Origin of the sequence: Solwaraspora sp. WMMD792 (assembly GCF_029626105.1) — a bacterium.
GTDB lineage: Bacteria > Actinomycetota > Actinomycetes > Mycobacteriales > Micromonosporaceae > Micromonospora_E.
Genome location: NZ_JARUBH010000009.1, coordinates 6,722,229 through 6,746,190, shown reverse-complemented (window position 1 = coordinate 6,746,190; position 23,962 = coordinate 6,722,229). Strand labels below are relative to the sequence as shown.

The 23,962-nt window shown below is 69.8% G+C and carries 19 protein-coding genes; 8 read left to right on the top strand and 11 right to left on the bottom strand.

Annotated elements, in window-relative coordinates; translation table 11 throughout:
• The first annotated feature begins 157 nt into the window (after window positions 1-157).
• A complete protein-coding gene (locus tag O7629_RS31405) occupies window positions 158-868 on the top strand; it encodes a hypothetical protein (RefSeq protein WP_278173877.1) in 711 nt (236 codons plus the stop codon).
• A gap of 10 nt (window positions 869-878) precedes the next feature.
• Window positions 879-1,805 (top strand): NAD(+) diphosphatase, encoded by a 927-nt coding sequence (nudC, locus tag O7629_RS31400; RefSeq protein WP_278173876.1) that lies wholly within the window; start codon window positions 879-881, stop codon window positions 1,803-1,805.
• Here nudC and O7629_RS31395 read toward each other — a convergent pair.
• The gene (locus O7629_RS31395) at window positions 1,791-3,407 is read right to left on the bottom strand and encodes a DUF885 domain-containing protein (protein WP_278173874.1); all 1,617 of its coding nucleotides are present in this window, start codon (window positions 3,405-3,407) and stop codon (window positions 1,791-1,793) included. The two genes, nudC and O7629_RS31395, sit on opposite strands and share 15 nt — an antisense overlap.
• A 158-nt stretch (window positions 3,408-3,565) precedes the next feature.
• Here O7629_RS31395 and O7629_RS31390 point away from each other — a divergent pair, with 158 nt between their 5' ends.
• Window positions 3,566-4,102: a hypothetical protein gene (locus tag O7629_RS31390; protein WP_278173872.1), complete on the top strand. Its 537-nt coding sequence runs from the start codon at window positions 3,566-3,568 to the stop codon at window positions 4,100-4,102.
• Between the two features lie 59 nt (window positions 4,103-4,161).
• Window positions 4,162-4,824, top strand: a complete 663-nt coding sequence (locus O7629_RS31385; protein ID WP_278173869.1) for a signal peptidase II — start codon at window positions 4,162-4,164, stop codon at window positions 4,822-4,824.
• On the opposite strand, the gene O7629_RS31380 is transcribed toward O7629_RS31385, so the two are convergent.
• Genes O7629_RS31380 through mfd form a run of 3 tightly spaced genes read right to left on the bottom strand, consistent with a single transcriptional unit; the run spans window position 4,768 to window position 10,281 of the window.
• Window positions 4,768-5,820, bottom strand: a complete 1,053-nt coding sequence (locus tag O7629_RS31380; RefSeq protein WP_278173867.1) for a MazG family protein — start codon at window positions 5,818-5,820, stop codon at window positions 4,768-4,770. The two genes, O7629_RS31385 and O7629_RS31380, sit on opposite strands and share 57 nt — an antisense overlap.
• Window positions 5,817-6,512 (bottom strand): hypothetical protein, encoded by a 696-nt coding sequence (locus tag O7629_RS31375; RefSeq protein WP_278173865.1) that lies wholly within the window; start codon window positions 6,510-6,512, stop codon window positions 5,817-5,819. Before O7629_RS31375 ends, O7629_RS31380 begins: the two co-directional genes overlap by 4 nt.
• Before the next feature lie 13 nt (window positions 6,513-6,525).
• Window positions 6,526-10,281 (bottom strand): transcription-repair coupling factor, encoded by a 3,756-nt coding sequence (gene mfd, locus O7629_RS31370; RefSeq protein ID WP_278173864.1) that lies wholly within the window; start codon window positions 10,279-10,281, stop codon window positions 6,526-6,528.
• A gap of 155 nt (window positions 10,282-10,436) precedes the next feature.
• Here mfd and O7629_RS31365 point away from each other — a divergent pair, with 155 nt between their 5' ends.
• Window positions 10,437-11,195: a cyclase family protein gene (locus O7629_RS31365; protein WP_278173863.1), complete on the top strand. Its 759-nt coding sequence runs from the start codon at window positions 10,437-10,439 to the stop codon at window positions 11,193-11,195.
• Window positions 11,196-11,256: 61 nt separating this feature from the next.
• On the opposite strand, the gene O7629_RS31360 is transcribed toward O7629_RS31365, so the two are convergent.
• On the bottom strand, window positions 11,257-11,631 hold the full coding sequence (locus tag O7629_RS31360; RefSeq protein ID WP_278173861.1) for a hypothetical protein: 375 nt from the start codon (window positions 11,629-11,631) through the stop codon (window positions 11,257-11,259).
• Window positions 11,632-11,842: 211 nt separating this feature from the next.
• Between O7629_RS31360 and O7629_RS31355 the strand changes: the two genes are divergently transcribed.
• Window positions 11,843-12,067 carry a winged helix-turn-helix domain-containing protein gene (locus O7629_RS31355; protein WP_278173860.1) on the top strand — a complete coding sequence of 75 codons (225 nt, stop codon included), beginning with the start codon at window positions 11,843-11,845 and terminating at the stop codon, window positions 12,065-12,067.
• 25 nt (window positions 12,068-12,092) lie between these two features.
• Here O7629_RS31355 and O7629_RS31350 read toward each other — a convergent pair whose 3' ends face one another.
• Both O7629_RS31350 and O7629_RS31345 read right to left on the bottom strand, forming a co-directional pair.
• Entirely contained in the window at window positions 12,093-13,259 is a 1,167-nt protein-coding gene (locus tag O7629_RS31350) for a hypothetical protein (protein WP_278173858.1), read from the bottom strand.
• A 25-nt stretch (window positions 13,260-13,284) separates the two neighbouring features.
• A complete protein-coding gene (locus tag O7629_RS31345) occupies window positions 13,285-15,672 on the bottom strand; it encodes a hypothetical protein (protein ID WP_278173856.1) in 2,388 nt (795 codons plus the stop codon).
• A 256-nt stretch (window positions 15,673-15,928) separates the two neighbouring features.
• Between O7629_RS31345 and O7629_RS31340 the strand changes: the two genes are divergently transcribed.
• Both O7629_RS31340 and ppc read left to right on the top strand, forming a co-directional pair.
• Complete coding sequence (locus tag O7629_RS31340; protein WP_278173855.1) at window positions 15,929-16,909, top strand: DUF559 domain-containing protein; 981 nt, start codon at window positions 15,929-15,931, stop codon at window positions 16,907-16,909.
• Window positions 16,910-17,189: 280 nt separating this feature from the next.
• The gene (gene ppc / locus O7629_RS31335) at window positions 17,190-20,153 is read left to right on the top strand and encodes a phosphoenolpyruvate carboxylase (protein WP_278173853.1); all 2,964 of its coding nucleotides are present in this window, start codon (window positions 17,190-17,192) and stop codon (window positions 20,151-20,153) included.
• Between the two features lie 99 nt (window positions 20,154-20,252).
• Here ppc and O7629_RS31330 read toward each other — a convergent pair whose 3' ends face one another.
• The 4 genes from O7629_RS31330 to O7629_RS31315 form a co-directional block, all read right to left on the bottom strand.
• The gene (locus O7629_RS31330; protein WP_123606025.1) at window positions 20,253-20,951 is read right to left on the bottom strand and encodes an ABC transporter permease subunit; all 699 of its coding nucleotides are present in this window, start codon (window positions 20,949-20,951) and stop codon (window positions 20,253-20,255) included.
• 20 nt (window positions 20,952-20,971) lie between these two features.
• A complete protein-coding gene (locus tag O7629_RS31325) occupies window positions 20,972-21,985 on the bottom strand; it encodes an ABC transporter ATP-binding protein (RefSeq protein WP_278173851.1) in 1,014 nt (337 codons plus the stop codon).
• A complete protein-coding gene (locus O7629_RS31320) occupies window positions 21,982-22,842 on the bottom strand; it encodes an ABC transporter permease (RefSeq protein ID WP_278174766.1) in 861 nt (286 codons plus the stop codon). The genes O7629_RS31325 and O7629_RS31320 overlap by 4 nt, the downstream gene beginning before the upstream one ends.
• Before the next feature lie 88 nt (window positions 22,843-22,930).
• Entirely contained in the window at window positions 22,931-23,854 is a 924-nt protein-coding gene (locus O7629_RS31315; protein ID WP_278173850.1) for an ABC transporter ATP-binding protein, read from the bottom strand.
• Window positions 23,855-23,962: the final 108 nt, after the last annotated feature.

Below are 23,962 nucleotides of genomic sequence, written 5' to 3'. Positions count from 1 at the left end.
GTGGCAGCGTATCGGGCGACGGTGACGCTGCGGGCGCTGGCTTCCGAAACGCGGGATGTACGCGTCGGGAACCACCCGGATCCGGCATCGATCCCATTTACTGACATTGATGGCAATCGGTTTGCGGTGGGTGGACAGGATCGGTCACCCTGTCACCATGCGTGCAACGGAGAACCGGTTCCGCCGCGCCGCAGCGGCCACCGCCGCCGGCACGCTGCTGCTGGTCGCCGGCTGCCAGACCATCGCCGACGCCGGCCAGACCATCGAGCCGGCCGACCTGGTCAACGAGCTGGCCGCCCGACTCGACGGGGCCAGGGCGTTGACCTACTCGGCCGAGTACCAGCTGGTCGGCGGGGCCAGTGCCAGCATCGTGCAGGCACAGACCCCGCAACGTACGGCGTACGTCTACCCGGGCGGCAAGCTGATCGTCACCGACGAGACCACCACCGAGTGTGACACCGACGACTCCCCGCCGGTCTGCACCCTGACCAGCGGGCCGTCCCCGTCCGCCCAACCCGATCCGGAGCTGTTCACCGACGCCAACGCCGGAGGCCTGGTCACCCCACCGGTGGTGATCACGCTACTCAACGCCACCGCACTGGATCCGGCGGCCGTGGTGAGCCAGAACGACACCACGATCGCCGGCCGACACGCCACCTGTGTGCAGGTCAGCCAGGTGCAGGGGGCGGCGGCGTCCCAGTTCGACGTGTGTGTCACCACCGAAGGCGCGCTGGGCAGCTTCACCGGGGTGGTCGATGGACAGACCGTCGAATTCGCGATAAGCCGGTACAGTGACACTGCCGACGAGACCGCCTTCACGCTCCCCCACGGAGCACGGTCCGTCGACCGTCGACCCGGCCCCGCGTAACGGGCCGTCCGTGGCCGATCCGGCCCCGCCCAGCGATCCGGCCCCGCCCAGCAGATTCGTTCCCGACGCCCGGGTGGGCCGGGGCGCCGACCCGGCCGATCCGTGCCTGGTGGTGGCCGGCCGCCGACTGCTGGTCAGCGCCGACGGCGGACTACCGTCGGTGGCCGATCTACCGGCCAGCACCGAGTGGGTGCCGCTGGGCAGCCTGGACGGCACCCGGGTGTGGGCAGCCGGCCTGCCCGCCGTTGACGACCAGCTCGGCGGCTGGCGGAGCTGGCCGGCGATGGCCGGCGAGCTGGGTGAGCCACTCGCCGCGCTCGCCGGACGCGCTTTGCAGGTGATCACCTGGCGGCGTACCCACCGGTTCTGCGGAGCCTGCGCCACCGAACTCGCCGAGGTGCCCGGCGAGCACGCCCGCCGCTGCCCCGGCTGCGACCTGTACGTACCGATGCAGCTCTCCCCCGCTGTGTTGGCCGCGATCACCCGCAGCCCCGGCCCCGACGGTGACGAGTTGCTGCTGGTCCGGCACACCTACGGGCCGACCGCCGTCTGGGCCCTGGTCGCCGGGTTCGTCGAGGCCGGCGAGACGCTGGAGGAGGCGGTGCACCGCGAGGTCGCCGAGGAGGTTGGCCTCGACGTGCACGAGGTGGACTACTTCGGCAGCCAGCCGTGGGCGATGTCCGGCCCCGGCGTGGTGCTCGCCGGTTTCACCGCCCGCGCCGGGCCGGACGCCGAACCGGTCGTCGACGGCCGGGAGATCGCCGAGGCCCGGTGGTTCGCCCTGGACGACCTGCCGGCCGAGCTGCCGGCAACGTACTCGATCTCCCGCTGGCTGATCGAACACCAGCGGGGCGGTCGGGGCCTTGCAGGCCAGCAAGGCCGGGCCTCAACAGCCCAGCAAGGCCGGGCCTCAACAGCCCGGTCAGATCGGCAGTAGCGCCGGCAGGTGCCGCGGCGGCGGGGAGCCGTGCGCCAGCATCGCGTCGTGCCACTGCCGCGCCGGTACGCCGGCTGGCCGCGCCGCCGCCACCTGCGCCACCTCGGCGTAGCCCACGAAGTACGTGGACAGCTGGGTGGAGGTCAGCAACGCCCGACGCCACTTGCCGGCCGCTTCGCCCTCCTCCTGGAAGCCCCGACCGGTCATCAGCGCCATCGCCTCGGCCTGCGGCAGCTCCGCGCAGTGCGTCAGCTGGTCCAGGATCGCGTTGATGGTCATCCGCAGCTGCATCTTCAACTGCTGCAGCCGTACCGGCAGGCCACCGAACCCGGCGTCGACCATCATCTCCTCGGCGTACACCGCCCAGCCCTCGACGAACGGCCCGGACCGGCCGACCGCCCGCACCCGGGTGGTGCCGAGGAACCGGCGGGCGTGCGCCAACTGCAGGAAGTGCCCCGGCATCGCCTCGTGCACGGTCAGGTTACGCACCATGTGGTCGTTGTACTCGCGGTAGAACGACTCGACCCGCTCGGCGGGCCAATCCGTCGGCGTCGGCGCGATGCAGTAGAACGTCGGAACGTCGGCCCGCTCCAGCACCCCGGGCGGGTCGCAGTAGGCCACCGCGACGCCCCGGGCGAACTCCGGCATCTCCTGGATCACGCACCGGTCGTCCACCATCGACACCAGATCGTGGGCGGCGACGAACTCGGTGGTCTCCCGCATCGCGGTCTGCGCCAGCGACACGATGGACGAGTCGTCCGGATGCTCGGCGGCCAGCCGGGCCAACGCGGTGCGTACCGTGTCGTCGGTGGCCGGCCCACCGGTCAGCTCGGCCGCCGCCACCCGGATCTCGCCGGTTACCCGCTCCAGATTCGCCCAGGCCCGGTCCAGCACGTCGGCGGCGGTCAGCTCGGTGTCCAGGGTGTGCCACAGCTGGGCCTCCCACAGCCGCCGGCCCAGCCGTGGGTCCCGCCGGTCGACGTCGCGGTCCAGGCTGTCGCGCAGCCAGCCGGCGAACTCGTCCAACGCGAACGCCGCCTCGGCCGCCAGCGGCTCGACCTTGTCCCGCAGTCCCGGCTCCTCGGCCAGCAGCCCCGGCACCTGGTCGCGGACCAGCGCGGCGGTGCCGGCGAATTGACCGGCGGCGGTCTCGGCGTGGATCGCCGGTACGCCGCGCAGCGTGTCGCGCGCGGTGGCCAGCACGTCCGGTACGGCGCCGAGCCGTCCGGCCAGACTGGTCAGCCGCTGCGCGGCCGGCGCGAACGGGCGGGCGATCAACCCGTGCAGCAGCGGCCCCGGGTTGTAGACCAGCGGATTCCACTCCCGGGCACGCACCTCGGTCAGCTCGAACAGCCGCCGGTCGACGATCGCCGACAGGATCGCGTGATCCACCCGCTCCTGGGTGGACAGTGCGTCCGCGTCCACCTCGGCGAGCGCGTTGGTGGCGTCCAGCAGCATCGTCGCGGTGGCGGCGACGCCGTCGACGGACAGGTCCGGCAACCGGTCGTCGTGGCGGTGGTCACCGGCCGACGACGCCAGGGCCGGATCGCTGGCCAGCAGCGCGTCGATGATGCGTTCAGCCAGAGGTACGAACGACGCCATGCCACCGACCCTAGGCCATCCCACCGACGCCATGCGTCGATCAACCCGGCGAGTATCCGGACCGCCGACTCCAGTTCGTCCGGCGAAACGTGAATGGTCCACGCACGTCGATCACGCAAGGGATGAGACCGCTTGCACTGTCCACCTAGGCTTGGGTGGTGCCGGTCGAGACCCTTACCAATCTCGCGGCGATCGTGCTCTCGGTCGTCTCGCTCACCGTCTCCGTGGTGCTCGCCGTCCGGCAGAACCGCACGGCGTCCGCCGGCTACGCGCTGCCAGTCGTCCTCGAAATCTTCGACCAGTTCCGCACCCAGGAGTTCTTCGACGCCCGCGAGTACATCTTCGACCGGCTGAACCAGGAGTACGACCCGCCGGTGGCGTACTCCGACCTGCCGGGCAGGGTGCGGATGCGGGTCCGGACCGTCGCCGGCCGCTACGACGATCTCGGGAAGTTGGTGGCGCACGGCATCGTCGACGAGAAGCTGATCATCGGGTCGAACGGCACCGCCATCCGCCGGGTCTGGGAGTGCGTCGCGCCCTTCGTCCTCGCCGAGCGGGCCAAGACCGGCGCGGCGACCTGGCGGTATCTGGAGGACCTCGCTGGTCGCGCCGCCCGTACCCCGCCGACCGCCGTATACGCCAAGCTCGGGCTCCGTCACTACACAGCGCCCCGACCAGACGCCCGGCAAGCATGAGCCACCGGGCGGACGACGTGGCTGTGGGCTGCCCGGAAGCGGTGGGAGAATCACCGATCATGAGCGAGCAGGACGGCACCGACGAGACCGCCCACGAACCGACCGACGGCGGTACGGCAGCACGCGCGCCCCGGCAGCAGCGGTGGACCCGCCGCGCTCCGTGGCTCGCCTTCGGCATCGCCGCAACGGTGCTCGTCGTCGACCAGTTGACGAAGCTGTGGGCGGAGGCGACGCTGACCCGCGGCGAGCGGACCCCGCTGATCGGCGACGCCCTCGGCATTCAGTTGATCTACAACCCGGGTGCCGCGTTCTCGTTCGGCGAGAACACCACCTGGGTCTTCACCATCGCGGCCGCGATCGGTGTCGGCGTGACCGCCTGGTTCGCGTGGCGGGCCCGCTCCCGGGCCTGGGCGGCCGCACTCGGCCTGGTACTCGGCGGCGCGTTCACCCACCTGCTGGACCGGCTGTTCCGCGAGCCGTCGTTCGGGCAGGGCCACGTCGTCGACTTCATCGCCTACTTCGACTGGTTCATCGGCAACGTCGCCGACATCGCGCTCTTCTTCGGGGTCGTCACGTTCCTCACCTTGGAACTGCTCGGCATCCGGCTCCGGCCGGAATCATCCGATTCATCCGATTCGTCGGAGCCGTCCGGCGAATCGGAAACGTCAGTCGGTGGTGGCGGTGCGGACGGCGGCGGCGTACGCGAGGGTGGCACGGCGTAACGCGCCCTCGGCGTCCAGGCCCTCGGCGCGGGCCTGCGCGACCAGCGCGAGCAGTTGCGCGCCGAGCCGCGTCGACGGGTCCACCACACCGTCCGGCTGCAGGTCCACGGCCGGGTCCGGCTCCGGCAGCGGTACGTCGACCCCGGCCCGCCCGGCCCGCTGCAGCACCTTGTCGGCCAGCGACAGCGCCGGCTGGGCGAGCACGATCCCGTCCATCGGTGACGGGCTGTCGCCCGCGCCGGAGGCGGCACCCGACGCGGCCCGCTCGGCGGCCTTGATCTGCTCCCAGTTGTCGACGATCTCATCGACGTCGGCCACCGCGACACCGGCGAAGACGTGCGGGTTACGGCGGATCATCTTCGCCACCAGACCACCGGCCACGTCGTCGACGTCCCAACGTTCGCCGTCCGGCAACTCCTGCGCGAGCCTGGCGTGCAGCACCACCTGTAGCAGCACGTCACCCAGTTCGTCGCGCAATGCCGTCAGGTCACCGGCCGCGATGGCGTCGTACGCCTCGTAGCTCTCCTCCAGCAGATACCGTGCCAGCGAGTCGTGGGTCTGCTGCCGCTTCCACGGGTCGCCACCGGGCGAGACGAGCCGGTCCATGACCTCGACCGCGTCGAGCAGCCGGGCACCGGGCGGATCCCAGGAGCCGTACATCAGCTCCAGCTCGGCCAGGCCGGGCTCGCGGGCCAGCCGCAGCCCCAGCCGGCGGGCCAGGTCCTCGTCGCCGGCCGGACCGGCCAGCCACACAGCGGTGCCGTGCTCGGCCGCCGCCGTCAACAGCGTCTGCTCAACCGACTCCGACTCCGACTCCGACACTGGCACTGGCACTGGCACGGTGACCGTGCCGCCGGCGACGCGGATCGCCGTGGTCAGCTCACTGTCCGCACCGGCGAGGACCGGGAACCGGCGTACGACGTCCCAGGCCTGCGCCGTCAGCAGCCCGGCCGGCAGCCGGGGCGAGGTGACCAGCAGGACGATCCGGGCGGTCACTGCCGTTCGGAGACCGTGCCCGAGTCGCCGCCACCCAGCGGGATGCCGACCGCGACCACGTTGCCCTGGGCCGTCTGGAAGCTGAGCACCGGGAACTCCAGCGGACGGTACCGCGGGTTGACCGTGACGTCCTGCTCGACGACCGCGTCGGCGATCGCGTCGCGGGCGGCCAACGCGGACCGCAACTGCTCACCGTCGAGCTGACCGGCGGCCTCCTCGTCGGTGACGTCCTCCGGGATCACCCCGGCGGCCCGGCCCCGGTCGACCAGGTCGAACAGCTCCTCCTGGGTCGGCTGCACCTGGCCGCCGGCCTGCAGGCCGGTGATGCAGGTCCAGGCCTGCGCCGCCGCCCGCACGTACTCCGAGTCGGGCGGCAGACCGAACTGCTGGGCGTACTGCTCCGGGGAGATCGGCTGCGCACCACCCGGCACGTCGAGCTGCGCGCAGACGTCGGCCAGCACCAGGGCGCTGACCACCTGCTGCCGGGTCGGCAGCGGCGGGGCACCCTGCTCACCGGCCTGCTCGCCGAGCTGGTCGCTCAGGTCGTCGACGACGCTGGTCACCTGCTCCTCGGTGTACTGCTCGTCGCCGACGTAGGCGGCGACCCCGGGCTGCGACCGGCAGGCGGACAGTGCGGCGACCCCGACCAGGGCAATGACGGTGATCGACGCCAGGCGACGGACACGCTGCATGGTCGACACTCTCTCACGCACCCCTGCCGGCCGGTGCACCGACCCGTGCACTGTCCGTCGACGGCGCGGAACCCGTGGTCGGCGGGTCGCCGAGCAGGTCGCGCAGCAGCTGGGCGCACCAGTCCAGCAGCGCCTGGTCACGCAGCGGCTCGCCGCCGATCCGCCGGGTCGTCGGCCGGGGCACGCTGACCTGGTCGGCGGCCGACTTGTAGACCGCGTCCGGGTGGTAGCGCTTGAGCCGCAGCTGCTTCGAGTCGGGCAGCACCAGCGGGGCGAACCGGACATGCTTGCCCTGCATCGACACGTCGGTCAGCCCGTACGCCTTGGCCAGCAGCCGGAACCGCGCCACCGCCACCAGGTTGCCGACCTGCGCCGGTGGTTCGCCGTACCGGTCGGTCATCTCGGCGACGATCTCCTGCAGCGCGGCGGCGTCGCGGGCCCCGGCAAGTTTGCGGTACATCTCCAGGCGCAGCCGTTCCACGCCGATGTAGTCGTGCGGCAGGTGCGCGTCGACCGGCAGGTCGACCTTCACCTCGGCGGTTTCGGCGTCGTCGGGCGCCTCGCCCTTGAAGTTCTGCACCGCCTCGCCGACCATCCGCACGTACAGGTCGAACCCGACGCCCTCGATGTGGCCGGACTGTTCGCCGCCGAGCAGGTTGCCGGCGCCCCGGATCTCCAGGTCCTTCATCGCCACGTACATGCCGGCGCCCAGCTCGGTGTGCTGGGCGATGGTCGCCAGCCGCTCGTGGGCGTGCTCGGTCAACGGCTTCTCGCGCGGGTAGAGGAAGTAGGCGTACGCCCGCTCCCGACCCCGGCCGACCCGGCCGCGGATCTGATGCAGCTGGGCCAGGCCGAGCAGGTCGGCCCGCTCCACGATCAGCGTGTTCGCGTTCGGGATGTCGATGCCCGACTCGACGATCGTGGTGCAGACCAGGACGTCGAACTCCTTCTCCCAGAAGCCGACCATCACCTTCTCCAGGGCGTCCTCACCCATCTGGCCGTGCGCCACCGCGACCCGCGCCTCCGGCACCAGCTCGCGCAGCCGCCGCGCCGCCTTGTCGATCGACTCGACCCGGTTGTGCAGGTAGAAGACCTGGCCGTCGCGGAGCAGCTCGCGGTGGATCGCGGCGGCGACCTGCTTGTCGTCGTACGCCCCGACGGCGGTCAGCACCGGATGGCGCTCCTCCGGTGGGGTGGCGATCGTCGACATCTCCCGGATGCCGGTGATCGCCATCTCCAGGGTGCGCGGAATCGGCGTCGCCGACATGGTCAGCACGTCGACCGAGGTACGCAGCGACTTCAGGTGCTCCTTGTGCTCCACCCCGAACCGCTGCTCCTCGTCGACGATGATCAACCCGAGCGCCTTGAAGCGGGTGGCCGACTGCAGCAGCCGGTGGGTGCCGATGACGATGTCGGCGGTGCCCTCGGCGGCCATGGTCAGCGTCTGCTCGGTCTCCTTCGGGGTGGCGAACCGGGACAGCTGCCGGATCTCGACCGGGAACTGGGCCATCCGCTCGGCGAACGTGTTGAAGTGTTGCTGGGCGAGCAGCGTCGTCGGCACCAGCACCGCCACCTGCTTGCCGTCCTGCACCGCCTTGAACGCCGCCCGTACCGCGATCTCGGTCTTGCCGTAGCCGACGTCGCCGCAGATCAGCCGGTCCATCGGGGTCGACTGCTGCATGTCGCCCTTGACCTCGTCGATCGCCGCCAGCTGGTCCGGGGTCTCGGTGTACGGGAAGGCGTCCTCCAGCTCCCGCTGCCACGGGGTGTCCGGGCCGAACGCATGCCCCTTGGCTGCCTTGCGGGCCGCGTACAGCTGGATCAGCTGGGCGGCGATCTCCCGTACCGCCTTGCGGGCCCGGGTCTTGGCCTTCTGCCAGTCCGAGCCACCCATCTTGTGCAGCGTCGGCTGCTCCCCACCGACGTAGCGGGACAGCTGGTCCAGCTGGTCGGTCGGGACGAACAGCCGGTCGCCGGGCTGGCCGCGCTTGGCCGGCGCGTACTCGATGACCAGGTACTCCCGGTCGGCGCCGTTGACCTTGCGCTGCACCAGCTCGACGTAGCGGCCGATGCCGTGCTGCTCGTGCACGACGTGGTCGCCGGCGCGCAGCTCCAGCGGGTCGATGGTGTTGCGCCGCCGGCTCGGCATCCTGCGCATGTCCTTGGTGGAGGCGCCCCGGCCGCCGCTGATGTCGGCGCCGGTGACGATCGCCAGCCGGGCCCGTTCGGCGACGAAGCCGTTGCCGAGGCTGCCGCAGGTGACGACGAGGTCGCCGGGCGTCGGGGCGGTCGGCACGTTCTCGACGAGCGTCGCGCCGAGCCCCGCGTCGCGCAGCACGGCCACCGACCGCTGCGCCGGCCCGTGCCCCTCGAAGACCAGCACCACCGACCAACCGTCGCCGGTCCAGCGTTTCAGGTCGTCGACGACCCGGGCGGTCTCCCCGTGGTAGAGCGGCGCGGGGGCGGCGGTCAGCGCCACCGCGTCCCCGGCGTCCGGGCTGACGCTCACCGGAGCCGGGGCATCCTCCCACGGCTGCGCGCCTGCTGCTGCGCCTGCGGTGTCCGCGTCGGCTTCGGCCAGGCCGAACGGCGACAGGGTCCACCACGGCTGGTCGAGCGTGGCGGCCACCGCGCGTACCTCGGCGAGGGTGCGGAAGGCGGCCGCGCCCAGGTCGATCGGGGCCTGGCCACCGACGGCGGCCGCGGCCCAGCTGGCCTCGAGAAACTCCGCCGAGGTACGGACCAGATCGTGCGCCCGGGTACGGATCCGCTCCGGGTCGCAGAGCAGTACGTGGGTGCCGGCCGGCATGCAGTGCAGCAGCAGCTCCATGCTGTCGGTGCCGTCCAGCAGGGCCGGGGCCAGCGACTCCATGCCTTCGACCGGGATGCCCTCGGCCAGCTTGTCCAGGATCTCGCCCAGCTCGGGATGCTGCTGGGCCAGCTCGGCGGCCCGCTGGCGTACCGGGTCGGTGAGCAGCAGTTCCCGGCACGGCGGTGCCCACAGCCGATCGACGGCTTCGATGGTGCGCTGGTCGGCTACGGCGAAGGTGCGGATCTCCTCGACGTCGTCGCCCCAGAACTCGACCCGGGACGGGTGCTCGTCGGTCGGCGGGAACACGTCCAGGATGCCGCCGCGTACCGCGAACTCACCGCGCTTGGTGACCAGGTCGACCCGTGCGTACGCCATCGCGACCAGCCGGTCGACGACCTCCTCCAGGCCGCCGGAGTTGCCTCCGGCGGTCAGCTGGACCGGCTCCAGGTCACCGAGCCCTCTTAGCTGCGGCTGCAGCACGGAGCGGACCGGCGCCACGACCACCCGCAGCGGCCCTTGCCGCTGTCGCTCGCCGTGCGTACCGTCGCCGGACTTGCCGTCGCTGGCCGTTGGTCCGGTGTCCGCGTCGGGGTGCGCCAGCCGGCGCAGCACGGCGAGCCGCCGCCCGACGGTGTCCGAACGCGGCGACAGCCGCTCGTGCGGCAGCGTCTCCCAGCTCGGGAAGACCGCGACCTGGCCGGCCGGCAGTAGCTCACCGAGGGCGGCGGCCAGGTCGTCGGCCTCCCGGCTGGTCGCGGTGACCGCCAGCACCGGTCGCCCCGCCCCGCCGGCCTGCGTCTCGGCGGCCACCGCCGCGACCGTGAACGGGCGCAGCGCCGGCGGCGCGGTGACGTCCAGCCCGTCTTTTTCTGGCGTGGCGATCTTTGCCAGATCCCGTACCCGGGTCAGGGCGGGATCGGCGAGAGCGGCATTGAGCAGGCCGGCGAGCGCGGTCATGGTCACAACCTTCGCGGTGGGATACGCCTTGCTGTGCGGCGGTGCACGCTTAGGGCGCACACGCGACGACAACCCCACGCCCGGTCCGGGCGGGGGGTCAGGCCTACCAGCCTATCCGCCCGCTGATCCGCCCTCACCCACTAACCTCGCCGGACATGGGCACACCGACCGAGAAACGGTTCGTCGAACTCAGCCACGTCGTCCGGGACGGCATGGTCACCTATCCGGGGCTACCCGCCCCGGCGATCACCGAGTGGCTCAGCCGGGAGGCATCGGCCGAGCGGTACGCGGCCGGCACCACGTTCCGGATCAACCAGATCACGATGATCGGCAACACCGGAACGTACCTGGACGCCCCGTCGCACCGCTGGTCCGACGGGGCGGACCTGGCCGGGCTGCCGCTGGAAAAGCTGGCTGATCTGCCCGGCGTGGTGGTCCGGGTGCCGTCCGCCACGCGAGCGGTGGACGCCGCGCTGCTGCGCCCGCACCTGGCCGGGGCAGCCGTCGTCGACGGCACGGTCGTCGGCGGCACGGCCGCTGGCGACGGCACGGCCGCCGGCGGGGCGCTGGCGGGACGGGCGGTGCTGCTGGACACCGGCTGGTCGGCACACTTCGGCACCGAGCGGTACGCCGCCCCGGACCACCCGTACCTGACGGCAGACGGGGCGGAACTGCTGGTCTCGGCAGGAGTCGCCCTGGTCGGCATCGACTCGATCAACATCGACGACACCGCGCCCTCGGCCAACGGTGCCCGGCCGGCGCACAGCATCCTGCTGGCCGCCGGGATCCCGATCGTCGAGCACCTACGTGGGCTGGGCGAGCTACCGGCGTACGGGTTCCGGTTCAGCGCCGTACCGCCGATGTTCGCCGGGCTGGACACCGCGCCGGTCCGCGCGTACGCCATCGTCGACTGAACGCACTGAACCTACGGTCGCCGACCGGCGACGCGCCGGCCTCGACCGGCAGCCGGCGCGGTCAGACTGCGCGGCGGCGTCGGGACGGGACGTCGTCGCGCAGCAGTCGCGCGATGAGCCAGGTCAGGGCGAGCGCCTGCGCCCGGTCGACCGGCCACTGGTCGACGTCGTCACCGAGCCGAAATTCCAGCAGTACGCCGCCAGCCAGCAGCGCCGCCGTACCGGTCGCGCCGGTCGGCTGCCTTCGGGCCGCCTGCGCTGGTTCGGCCGGATCGAGTTGCCAGCGGCCGACGGCGACGTCCACGCACGGGTGCACGTCGGTCGCGGCGACTCGCAGCAGGCGGGACGAGTGCCAGGCGGCACTGTCGGGCGTAGTGGCGCAGTCGGCGCCGCGCAGGCACCACGGCGGGTGGGCACGCTTCGGTAGATTGCTCATGGGCCGGGGTCCTCTCCCGGTCAAGGCCCGGGATCCTGGAGCGCCAACTCCACCCGGGCCGCCTACAAGTCCTGCTCCACCCGGTTGCGAGCCAAGGAGAGCAGTACCGAGGTTACGACAGAGGGTCGACATTGTCGACACTGTCGACGTAATAGACGCTGTCGATCTTCGGTGGTCTACTTGGCGCTGCGAGCCAGGGAGACCAACCGACATGACCACGCCGAAGTACGAACGGGTGGCTTCCGCCATCCGAGCCCAGATTCGCTCAGGCGAGCTACGACCCGGTGACCAGCTGCCGACGACGCAGGGGCTCATCGAGCACTACGGCGTGTCGTACGGCTCGGTCCGGACGGCTCTGCTGATCCTCAAGGCCGAAGGTCTGATCGAAGGCCGCCAAGGCGAGGGTGTCTTCGTGCGGGAGCAGTCGGATCGATGACGATCCGGCAGACCCGAGGCGCTCACTACCAGCGGTCGTCGGGCAGGTCACGCTCTGACATCTGCCGCCAGAACCGGCTCAGCGCCGAGCGGGGCACCGCCTGCCAGGTTGCCCGGTTGACGAACCAGGCTCGCCATAATTCTGGGCGCCACGGGCCGTACCGCCAATAGCCTGACTTCCAGAAATCGCTGTGCCAGAAATCGACCCTCATCGTGCTGGCCAGGTCCGCCTGGCGCGCACAGAAGCTCTGGTCCAACTGATACGTCAGGCGTTCGCCTCGAGCTGGCAGCGGGCAGAGTCGAAACGGGCAGCCGTGCAGGCAGGTCTTGCCCGGTTCGCCACGTTCCTTGAGGTCAAGGTTCCGCTTGGCCTGCAATGCCTCGCGGTCACTCGTCATACAAGGCGGCAGATCGTTACGGTCCGACCTGGCCAGCCGCACCTCCCGGCGGTCCGGGCTCTCCCCTCGGTCGGCAAGGTTGTAGAGCAGCATGACGTCGGCCAGCAGACGCTGCGCTCGGGGCACCAGCAGACTCCAGCCCATCGAATCCGGGATCCACGACGTCTGGTGCCACCGGACATCCTCCGACGGGCTGCACGCACCGACCCTGCTTGCTGTCTCGCTCTCGTCGATCCAGATGTAACGTTCGGGACGCATGGTGAGCAGCGCAGACAAACAAAAGCGACCGACCTCGGTGACAAATGGATGTGCCTTGCCCCTCTCGCCACCTGGAACGGCGCTGCCGGCCAGACCGATCCAGTACTGGACCTGGGCCCAGGGATCGGCAACATGCCCGCCCGGCGGAGCCGACGCATTCGGATCATCGGGGAGCGAAAGCAGGGTGAGCGCCTGGATCAGAGCGATCTGGCTGTACCAGAACCCGGAGTTGCGCAGCGCCAACTCGGCCCGCTCGATCAGAAAGCTGCGGTCTCGCACTCGGGAGCCTCGGGGCAGGCGACGAAGGTTGGCAGCGAGCCGGAAGCCCTGCGCCAGCGCCAACTCCGCCCGGATCGGAAAACGCACATAGGGTTGGGCGGGATCCCGCTTGGGCAACGCAAACAGCCACTGGTCGAGCTTCTCGGTGAGAATTTTGTTACATCTGGAAACAGGAATTTTGGCCGACCTGGTTTTGCTGTCGGTTTCCTGAGAATTTTGCTCTTCCAGACTGACAGAAAGGCAGAGCAGCGGTAGCATCCATCCGATGATCTGGTAGCGGTCTTCATTCTCGCGCCCCCTGCGAAGTCTCCGCCTCACGGACCGGCAGGCCGGTTGGCTCTGCACTGGTCCCTAACTGCAAATTTCTGGCAGAGACCGCCGCACGTACGGTGAAGGAAGAGGTATCTTCCCCTGCGACCTTCCGACCTGACCGATGCAGGGACCGCCAGCGGAGAAACGAATTGCGGCTAGCAGTCACCTCCGCCGCATGGACGGTCTCCGGCCCTCGATCAGCATTCGTCAAAGGTGGCGGTGCCAGCAGATCTCCCACGCACAACTGCCGGGTCGCGTCAACTCCGCCGAGACCAACCTCGCGAGCGGTTGCCAGCCGAACACGGTACGAGTTCTCCTTAATCGCGATCTCAAACAACCGGTCGTACGGCATCATCATACTGCGCACCTCACCGACGACGGCTCGATCATGCAGTATTCGCGCAGCATCACCGGCTCGCCGCACCAGATGGAGCTTCGCTTCGTCCAGTGGTCGATCAGGTGCGGTTTCTTCCTCTCGGAAGTTGTCCCATTGCTTGAGCAGTTGCCCAATTATCCGACGCTGTAGCGGGTTTTCGCAGATGACATCGATCTCCAATGCCGCAGCATACATCTCTAGGCGCCAACATGGAATTAACCGTCCTTTCCCATCAGCCTTGCCCGCCTCTGCGCGAAGAATTTCCACAACCCCGTCCGGAGAGAATCCGCACCTATTCAATTCCTCGCCCGAAATTCGCGACATTGTTATCAACGAGTCCAGTAGCTCCCGGCTCGGCTGGCGATGATCAGGACGACCCTCGCCGCTAGCTGGCAACCCAAACCTAGCCATTACCCGCTGAAGATCATCAGGCCGGAGGCCAATCATGAATTCGGCGGCAAGGTACGCCTGAAGGTCGCCATACTGAAAACGCACACCACCACTTGCTTCGTGCACGAACCCCAGCGCCTCACCTCGCTGGGTGGCGATAACGACATCATCCCTGTTATTGATGTCAACTTGGTTACTCGAAACATGTTTCCTCAGTCGATCACTCAGACTCCCCCTGACGACTTTGGCAAATTTGCCATCCCCCTTATCTTTATGGGGATCATCGAAGCGCAACTCGTCTTTGTGAAGATCGTCGAAGCGTACGAACTGCGGTGATTGCTGTCCGAGGCCGAGACCAAGACAAGCGAATGCCTGGAGGATCTCCTCAGTGATCCTACGCTCTTCCTTCGTGTGAGCGTAATCCACACGAAAGGTGCCTTCACAAAGCGCTTCACACCATTTTCGCAGCAGGGAGAGTCGAACGTGAGCACGGTCCCTTGATCGCCAGGAACTCTTGGCATCAAGACCAGTGCCACCACTTAGCTCATTGGGCAACTGATCTATAACTTCCAGATCACGGATGATGCGCAGAAACATCGGCGACTCCGCGACGTCCGCTGCGTGCACAAGAGTCGCGATATCGGCGATCGACTGATTCGATCGGGAGCCGGATCTACTCGCATATTCGATGGCGGCACCCTCACCGAGCGGCTCCAACGCGATGACCGTCGACTTCATACCGCGTAGCGGATCGTAAGGGCGGGAAGCGATCACCAACGGCAGACCGTCATGGACGGCCTGCTGAATAGCTTCCCGGATCGCACTATCCCTAGCCGGCGCTCCCTGAATTGCCTCGTCGAGTCCGTCCGCGAGGATAGCCACCTCGTTGGAGCGGAAGAGCTCCCGCCAGAGCCGCTCCATGTGGCCGTCACTGAACAGTTTCGAATCGACTTCCTTCTTGAACTTCTCTCTAGCCAGCTCCTTGAAGTTGAGTTCTTCCTTCCCAGCCGTGTCCCGTAGCCGGATCGGGATAGGCACGATATCTTGTGCAGCCAACTTCCGGGTCAGCTCGACCAGCGTTGCAGTCTTTCCGGCACCCACCCCACCGATGAGCACCATCGGAGACCGAGTCGCCGGATCCCGAATTCGCTCGATCAGCACCTCACACAACTCCCGGCGACCAGGCACGTCATCGATAATCTTTGTTGCGGTCTCCACGAGTTCCGTCGGCGAATCATGCGCCTTCTTCCGATAGAAGCGGATGATTCGCCAATGCGCAAATATGTAGTAGACGACAAAGGCGAAGGCGATGCTGATAATCGGACCGAGAACGGTCTTCATCTCACCCCACGCCGTGGCTGGGCTCCACTGCAGCCATTGGTACGACCATGGCGGAATTAGCCTGTCCCAGTCATGCCAGCGCGAAAAGATGCTGTAAAGGGGAACCAACAATTGGAAGATCACGACGACTAAAGCGATCAGCACCAATGCCGCTCGGCAGAGGGCAAACCACAGGGTTCGGTGCCACGGGCGGGCGTCGGTCTGCCGCGGCTCGACGGCACGCTGCAGGAGGGGCCGAGACTGGTACTCCACCTCTATCTCGGCTCGACGAACCAAGCGGGCCCACCAGACGCGGGGGGACAAGAGCCAGGATCTTCCGAGCCAGCCGCGCATCACCGTACCCCCGTCCACGGCGCGTCCAGCTGGGGCGAAGTGCCCCCTGCCATCGCGGTCAACGTAGCCCGGTCACTCGTGGTGCGAAGGCGTCTTCGTACAGGAGCAGTCGGATCGGTGACGCAACCGGTCGCTGGGGCAGCGGTCAGTGAAGCCTGTCGGGCAGGCTCTGCCGATGTCTGTCGCCGCCAGAGTCCCTCGCGAGTTGAGGTTCGCCCCGTTCTCCGGTAGCCGAGCGGTGGCTGCCGGCCTGGCCACCTGGCAGATGCTCCGTGGCCCTGCCTGGCAACGGCTGCTTCCCGACGTCTACGTGGAGGCGGCGGCGTTCGACCCCGACGACCACCGGATGTGGTGCGAGGCGGTGGCGGTGAAGCTGCCCGTCGGCGGGGCGATCAGCGGACTGAGCGCCGCGTACCTGTGGGGTGTCGGCCTGCTCCCCCGTAGGAGCCCGGTGCACGTCACCCTGCCTCGCTCGGCCAGACTCGGCGCGCACCCCCGGCTGGCCGTCTCCCGTCGCGCGCTCGACCCGACCGACATCACCGTTTCGTTCGGCGGTATCGCGTTGACCACCGAGATACGCACGGCGTTCGACCTGGGCCGTCTGCTGCCCCGGGCCGACGCGCTCGCCGCACTCGACGCCATGCTGCACCGCCGTCTGCTGCGCGCTGAAGCCCTCACCGGCTACCTCGACACCAACACCGGCGGACGTGGCATCGCCCAACTGCGCGAACTCGTCACGCTCGCCGAGCCGTTGGCCGAGTCGCCGATGGAGTCGCGGCTCCGGCTCGTGCTGCACGATGCCGGCCTGCCCCGCCCGACAGTGCAGTACGAAGTACGCCGGCCGGCGCAGCAGGCGAGGCCGCCGCAGGCGAGGCCGCAACGGCATACGACATCGCGACGACAGGCATCGGATGGTGCCGGCCGGGGTCGCTTAATTGCTCGGGTCGATCTTGCCTACCCGCAGTGGCGGATCGCCATCGAGTACGAGGGTGACCACCATCGGGAGCGGGCGACGTTCCGCCGTGACGTGGGTCGGTACAACGCGCTGCGGGCCGCCGGCTGGCTCGTACTGCGCTTCACTGCGGACGACGTCCTCCGGCAAAGCGGACAACTCGCCCGGATGGTCCGGCAGGCCATCGCCGAGCAACGCCAGTGATCGGATCGAGGGAACCTACATTGTTGTCACCCGGCGGGTTTGACGACAATGTAGGTTCCCTCGCTGAGCAGGTGGGGGTGACCGGCTCCCCTCGCTGCGTGGGCGCCGCCCCTGAAGGGGGCATCGCCGGTTGGGCGGGCCACCCCAGAAAGAGACATTCCGGGACGGTACGCCGAACGTTGAGACAAGACTCACCAGTTTCCCCGTGGCCGGGGGGACGGCCGATAACATCCAAGTTGTCGGACAGCGCCGTCCTTCGTACTCGCGTGAGGAGCGCCCAGTGACTGAGCTGTCCGCAAACCCGATGCCCGACGCCCAGCAACTCGCCGCCACCCAACCCGCAAACGCCGCGCAACCCGACGCCGCGCAAGCCAACAAGGCCCAGGCCGGCAACGCGCAGGACGGTGCCGCCCAGGCCGGCAACGCGAAGGCCGGCACCGTGCAGACCGATGCTGCTGGCAGCGGTCAGGATCAGGACGGGCCGGACGCGGCGCTGCGGTCCGACATCCGCCGGCTCGGCACCCTGCTCGGCCAGACCCTGGCCCGGCAGGAGGGCCAGCCGCTGCTCGACCTGGTCGAGGAGATCCGTACCCAGGTACGCAGTGACGCCGAGGCCGCCGCGGCCCGGCTCGCCGCGATGGACGTCACCACGGGTACGAAGCTGGCCCGCGCCTTCTCCACCTACTTCCACCTGGCGAACATCACCGAGCAGGTGCACCGGGCCCGGGACCTGCGCCGCCGCCGGGCCACCGAGGGTGGCTGGCTGGACAAGGCCGCGACGTTGATCTCCGCTCGCGGGGTGTCGGCCGACGAGATCGCCGCTGCCGCCCGCCGGCTCGCGGTACGCCCGGTGTTCACCGCCCACCCGACCGAGGCGGCCCGCCGGTCGATCCTGTCGAAGCTGCGGGCGGTCGCCGACGAACTCGACGTGGAGATGTCCGAAGCGGTGCTGTACGGGGCCAGTGAGCACGCCTCGGCGAGCAGCCGCCGGCTGGCGGAGCTGCTGGATCTGCTCTGGCAGACCGACGAGTTGCGGCTGGACCGCCCGGACCCGACCGACGAAGCCCGTAACGCCGTCTACTACCTGCGTGACCTGTACGCCGACGCCGCCCCGCAGGTGCTCGACGATCTCGCTGACACGCTGCGCAAATTGGGCGTTGAAACTTCACCGACGTCGCGGCCGTTGACCTTCGGCAGCTGGATCGGCGGCGACCGGGACGGTAACCCGTACGTCACCCCGGCGGTGACCCGCGACGTGCTGATGATCCAGCACGAGCACGGCATCCAGGCCACCGACGAGGCAATGGACGCCCTGATCAACGAGGTGTCGGTGTCCCGGCGGCTGCGCGGGGTCTCGCTGGACCTGTCGGCCAGCCTGGCCAAGGACCTCGACGCGTTGCCGGAGGTGGCGCCCCGGTTCCGGCGCACCAACGCGGAGGAGCCGTACCGGCTGAAGGCCCGGTGCGTGAAGGCGAAGCTGGCGAACACCCGGCTGCGACTCAACCGGGGCACCGCGCACGTGCCGGGCCGCGACTACCGTGGCTCCGACGAGCTGTTGTCCGATCTGGAGCTGATGCGGGCGTCGTTGGCCCGCAACTCGGGTCAGCTGACCGCGGTCGGCAAGCTGGCGTCGGCGATCCGTACGGTGTCGGCGTTCGGTCTGCACCTGGCGACGCTGGACGTGCGCGAGCATGCCGAGGCGCACCACGCGGTGCTGGCCCAGATGTACGCCCGGGTCGGCGAAGTGACCGACTACAACTCGTTGAGCCGCCCCGAGCGGACGAAGCTGCTGGCCGACGAGCTGACCGGCCGCCGCCCGCTGTCCAGCATGGACGCTCCGCTGACCGAGTCGGCGCGCAAGACGTTCAACGTCTTCGGCACGATCCGCGAGGCGCAGCAGCGGTTCGGTCCGGAGGTCGTCGAGTCGTACATCATCTCGATGACGTTGGGCAGTGACGACGTGCTGGCCGCCGCGGTACTGGCCCGCGAGGCCGGCCTGGTCGACGTGCACAACGGGCTGGCCCGGGTCGGTTTCGTGCCGCTGCTGGAGACCCCGGCCGAGCTGGATTCCGGTGGCGACCTGCTCGACGAGCTGCTGTCGCTGCCGGCGTACCGGGCGATCGTTGCCGCGCGCGGCGAGGTGCAGGAGGTGATGCTGGGCTACTCCGACTCCAACAAGGAGGCCGGCATCACCACCAGCCAGTGGAAGATCCACCGGGCGCAGCGGGCGCTGCGGGACGTGGCGGCCCGGCACGGCGTACGCCTGCGGTTGTTCCACGGCCGAGGCGGCACCGTCGGCCGGGGCGGTGGGCCGACGCACGAGGCGATTCTGGCCCAGCCGTACGGCACCCTGGACGGTTCGATCAAGGTGACCGAGCAGGGCGAGGTGATCTCCGACAAGTACACGATCCCCGCCCTGGCCCGGGAGAACCTGGAGCTGACCGTGGCGGCGGTGCTGCAGGCGACGCTGCTGCACACCGAGCCGCGCCAGCCGCTGGAGCTGCTGGAAAACTGGGACGCGGCGATGGACGTGGTGTCCGACTCGGCGTTCCGCTGCTATCGCTCGCTGGTCGAGGACCCGGACCTGCCGGCGTACTTCTGGGCGGCGACCCCGACCGAGTTGCTGGGCGCGCTCAACATCGGCTCCCGGCCGGCGAAGCGGCCGAACACCGGCGCCGGGCTTGGCGGGCTGCGGGCGATTCCGTGGGTGTTCGGCTGGACCCAGTCGCGGCAGATCGTGCCCGGCTGGTTCGGGGTCGGCTCCGGGCTGGCCGCCGCCCGTGAGGCCGGCCTGTCCGACGTGCTCGGCGAGATGTTCGAGCAGTGGCACTTCTTCCGCACGTTCCTGTCGAACGTCGAGATGATGCTGACCAAGACCGACCTGGGCATCGCGCGGCGCTACGTGGAGACGCTGGTGCCGGGTCCGCTGCAGCCGATCTTCGACAAGATCACCGAGGAGTACGAGCGGACGGTACGCGAGGTGCTGGCGATCACCGGGTCGTCGAGCCTGCTGCAGAACAACAACGTGCTGCAGCGCACCCTCGCGGTCCGGGACACCTACCTGGAGCCGCTGCACCACCTGCAGGTGGCGTTGCTGCGGCAGTACCGCGACTCGGGGGCGGCGACCCGGACGGTGGCGACCGCGCCGGGTGCCCGGCGGGCGCCGAGCGACAACACCGCGCTGGAGCGGGCCCTGCTGACCACGGTCAACGGCATCGCCGCCGGCATGCGCAACACGGGCTGACCGGGCCCACGGGCTGACGCAGCCGGGCCGGCCGACCAGCGGGGAGACTGGTCGGCCGGCACGGGCACCCCCCGATGCGAGCCGATCGGTACGGTCGGGTCAGCTGGTCTCGCCGGCCACGCTGAACGAACGGAGCCGGTCGATGGCGAGCAGGGTGAACAGCACCGCGATCACCGCAGTCATGATCACCGATACGGTGACCGACACCTGGCCGTCGAACAGGGTCGTGGCGGCCATCCGGTCGGCGAAGGTGACCACGTACTGCTGGACGGAGAGCACCTGGGTGCCGGAGACGATGTTGCCCAGCAGCCCTTCCCAGATCAGCACGTAGACCAGGCCGAGCAGCACCGGACGGCGGGTGACCAGGCTCAGCGCCACGAACAGCGCCGAGTAGGCCAGCGCTCCGGCGGCGCTCGCGGCGGCCAGGGCGAGGCCGAGGCGTACCGATTCGGCGAGCACCCCGGCGACGTACAGCGGCACCGCGACGGTCAGCGTGGTGACGCCGAACGCGACGACGAGCTTCGGCAGCACGATCTGCCAGCGCGGCAGCGGCTTGCTGAGTACGTGCACGATGGTGCCGTCGTCGATCTCCGAACCGAGCACCCCGGTGCCGACGATCAGCGCCACCACCGGCAGCACCACAGCCAGGCCGAGCGCGATCAGGACCGGCTGGGCCCAGTTGCCCGGCGCGACGCCGAGCCACCGGCACAGCACGGCGAGGGCGATCACCAGCACCGGCAGCGGCAGCAAAAGCAGGAACCGGCGGCGGCCGAACAGCCCGCGCGCGGTGATCCACATGACGGTCGAGTTCACGGCTCTCAGGCCTCCACGAGGTAGGAGAAGACGCTCTCCAGGGATTCGTCCGACGGCAGCAGGCGGTGCACCCGGATCCCCTCGGTGAGCGCGATCCGGGGCAGGGCGCGGGTGAAGCTGCCGTAGTCGCCGGCGCGTACGGTGATCCCACCGCCCTTGGGCAGGTCGACGCCGGTGACCGAGTCGTGGCGCAGCAGCGCCACCGCCAGGGCCCGGTCGTCGCTGGACTGTACGGCGAACACGTGCGGCCGGTTGGTCATCAGCCGCCGGATGCTGCGGAAGTCGCCGGAGGCGGCCAGCCGGCCGGCGACCATCACCTGGACGGTGCCGGAGACCTGCTCGACCTCCTCCAGGATGTGCGAGCTGAACAGGATGGTCCGGCCGGCGTCGCCGAGCGAGTGCAGCAGCGTCATCATGTGCATCCGCTGGCGCGGGTCCATGCCGTTGAACGGCTCGTCGAGCAGCAGCACCGTCGGGTCGTGCACCAGCGCGGCGGCGACCCGGGTGCGCTGGCGCATCCCCTTGGAGTAGGTGCCGATCCGCCGGTCCTGCGCCGGTGTCATCTCGACCAGCTCGATCGCCCGCCGGGCGGCGGCAGCCGGGTCGGGCAACCCGTGCAGCCGGGCGCTGGCCAGCACGAACTCGTACGCGGTGAGGAAGCCGTGCACCGCCTCCCGTTCGCTGACCAGCCCGAGTTTGTGGTAGACGCCCGGGTTGCGCCAGGTCGGTTCGCCGTCGACGGTGACGGTGCCCCGCGACGGCGGCAGGAAGCCGGCCATCATGTGCAGCAGCGTGGTCTTGCCGGCGCCGTTCGGGCCGAGCAGGCCGGTGACCCCGGCGTTGAGGGCCATGCTGACGTCGTTGACCGCGACGACGTTGCCGTACCAGCGGGACACCCCGGCGAGCTCGATCGCGGCGGGGCGGCCGGCGGTGCCGGCGGTGCCGGCGGTGCCGGTGCCGGAGGTAACCGGGGCCGCGGCGGCCGGGGTGGAGCTCGGGGTCGAGGTCGAGGTGGTCATCGACGGGCCGCCTTCCGGTAGCGGGCGATCAGGGCGGCGATGCAGCCGGCGATCAGGACGACAGTGACCAGCCCGTACAGCGGGCCGAAGCCGCCGGTGTCCAGACCGGTGCCGGCTTCGGTTATCAGCGCGTCCCGGAACAGCCAGATTCCGGTGCCCTGCACCAGGCTGGACGGGGCGACCAGACCGGCGAGCTGGTTGGCGGTGACCGACGGCAGCACCGAGAGCACCCCGCCGATCGGGGTGGTCATCAGGAAGACTGCGACGATCCCACCGGCGGCGAATGCCCGCTTGCCGGTGACTGAGGCGACCGCCAGCCCGATGGCGCTGAACACACCGGCCCACAGCACGGCGTACGCCAGGCCTGGGGCGAGGTCGGTGACCTCGTCCCACACCCCGGACCAGCCGGCGTCGGTGGTGAACGCGCCGCCGAGGAACATCACCAGCTGTGGTGCGCCGAGCAGCATGAACACGGCGGTGGCCAGGGCGGCGAACTTGGCCAGTGGGTAGTCGACGAGCCGCAGCGGCCGGGAGAAGTACAGCGGCAGCACACCGCTGCCGAGGTCGCGGGAGACCAGTTCGGGGGCGACCACCGCGACGAAGAAGATCACCAGCCAGCTCATCGTGTCGGCGAACTGCGCGTAGCTGAGCAGCACCTGGCCGATCTGGGCGCGGACGGCCACCAGGCCGGCGGCGGCGGCGACCACCACCCCGACGATGAACCAGGGGAAGATCTTGGCCTTGGCGCTGCGGCCGAGCCCGAACGCGGTACGCAGGCTGTGCGCGTAGAGCGCGCCGACGACGTGCCGGCGACCGAGCCGGGCCCCGGTGTAGCGCTGGTAGCCGATGTCGTGGATGACGCCGCCCGGCGCGCCGTTCGAGGTGGTGCCCGCGACAGCCGGGTCGGCCGGCGTCGGCCCGGTGCCCCGGGCGGCGGTGAGCTGGTCAGACGTTGACACGGGAGTCCTCCGTGGTGGCGAAGAGTTCGGCGACCCGGTGCCGGCGCTGGTCGAGCCGGTGCAGCGGCAGGTCGAGTTCGACGACCGCGGTGAGGATCCGGTCGTACACGTCGGAGCCGGTCTCGGCGGGCACCAGCAGCAGCTGACCTTCCCGGCTGACCGGCAGGTCGGCCGCGGCCAGCCGGGCGGCCAGCGCCTCGGTGCCCTCGCTGACCTCGATCGCCAGCACGTCACTGGCGGTGGTCATGTCGGAGAGCTGGGCGGAACGCAGCAGCCGGCCGCCGTCGATGGCGATCAGCGAGTCGCAGATCCGTTCCACCTCGCCGAGCAGGTGCGAGCAGACCAGCACCGAGATGCCGAACTCGGCGCCGATCCGGTGCACCAGGGCCAGCATGGCGTCCCGGCCGGCCGGGTCCAGGCCGTTGGTCGGCTCGTCCAGCAGCAGCAGGTCGGGGTCGTGCACCAGCGCCTGGGCCAGCTTGACCCGCTGCTTCATGCCGGTGGAGTAGCCGCCGATCTGCCGGTAGCGCTCCTCGTAGAGCCCGACGTGGCGCAGCGCCTCGGAGGCCCGTTCCCGGGCCGCCGCGCGCGGCAGACCGCTGATCCGCCCCAGGTGGGTGACGAATTCGGCGGCGCTGAGGTCCGGCGGCAGGCAGTCGTTCTCCGGCATGTAGCCGACCCGGGCGCGGACCGCGTCGGCGTCGGTGGTGGGGTTCAGTCCGAGCACCCGGGCCTGTCCGCTGGTCGGGGCGAGCAGGCCGAGCAGGATCTTGATCAGGGTCGACTTGCCGGCGCCGTTGGCCCCGACAAGGCCGACGATGCCGGGCTGGACCTCGACGGTCAGGTCGGCCAGGGCCGTCACCCGCCCGCCGTACGTCTTGGTCAGCGCATCGGTTGCGATGAGAGTCACCCGGTCAGCGTATGGACTGCCGGCACGTCGTGGGATGGGGTTTCCCCCTGGAGGTTCCCTGAGTAGCGACCCATGCCCTGCCATTAGGGGTGACTCCGCCGGCCCCGG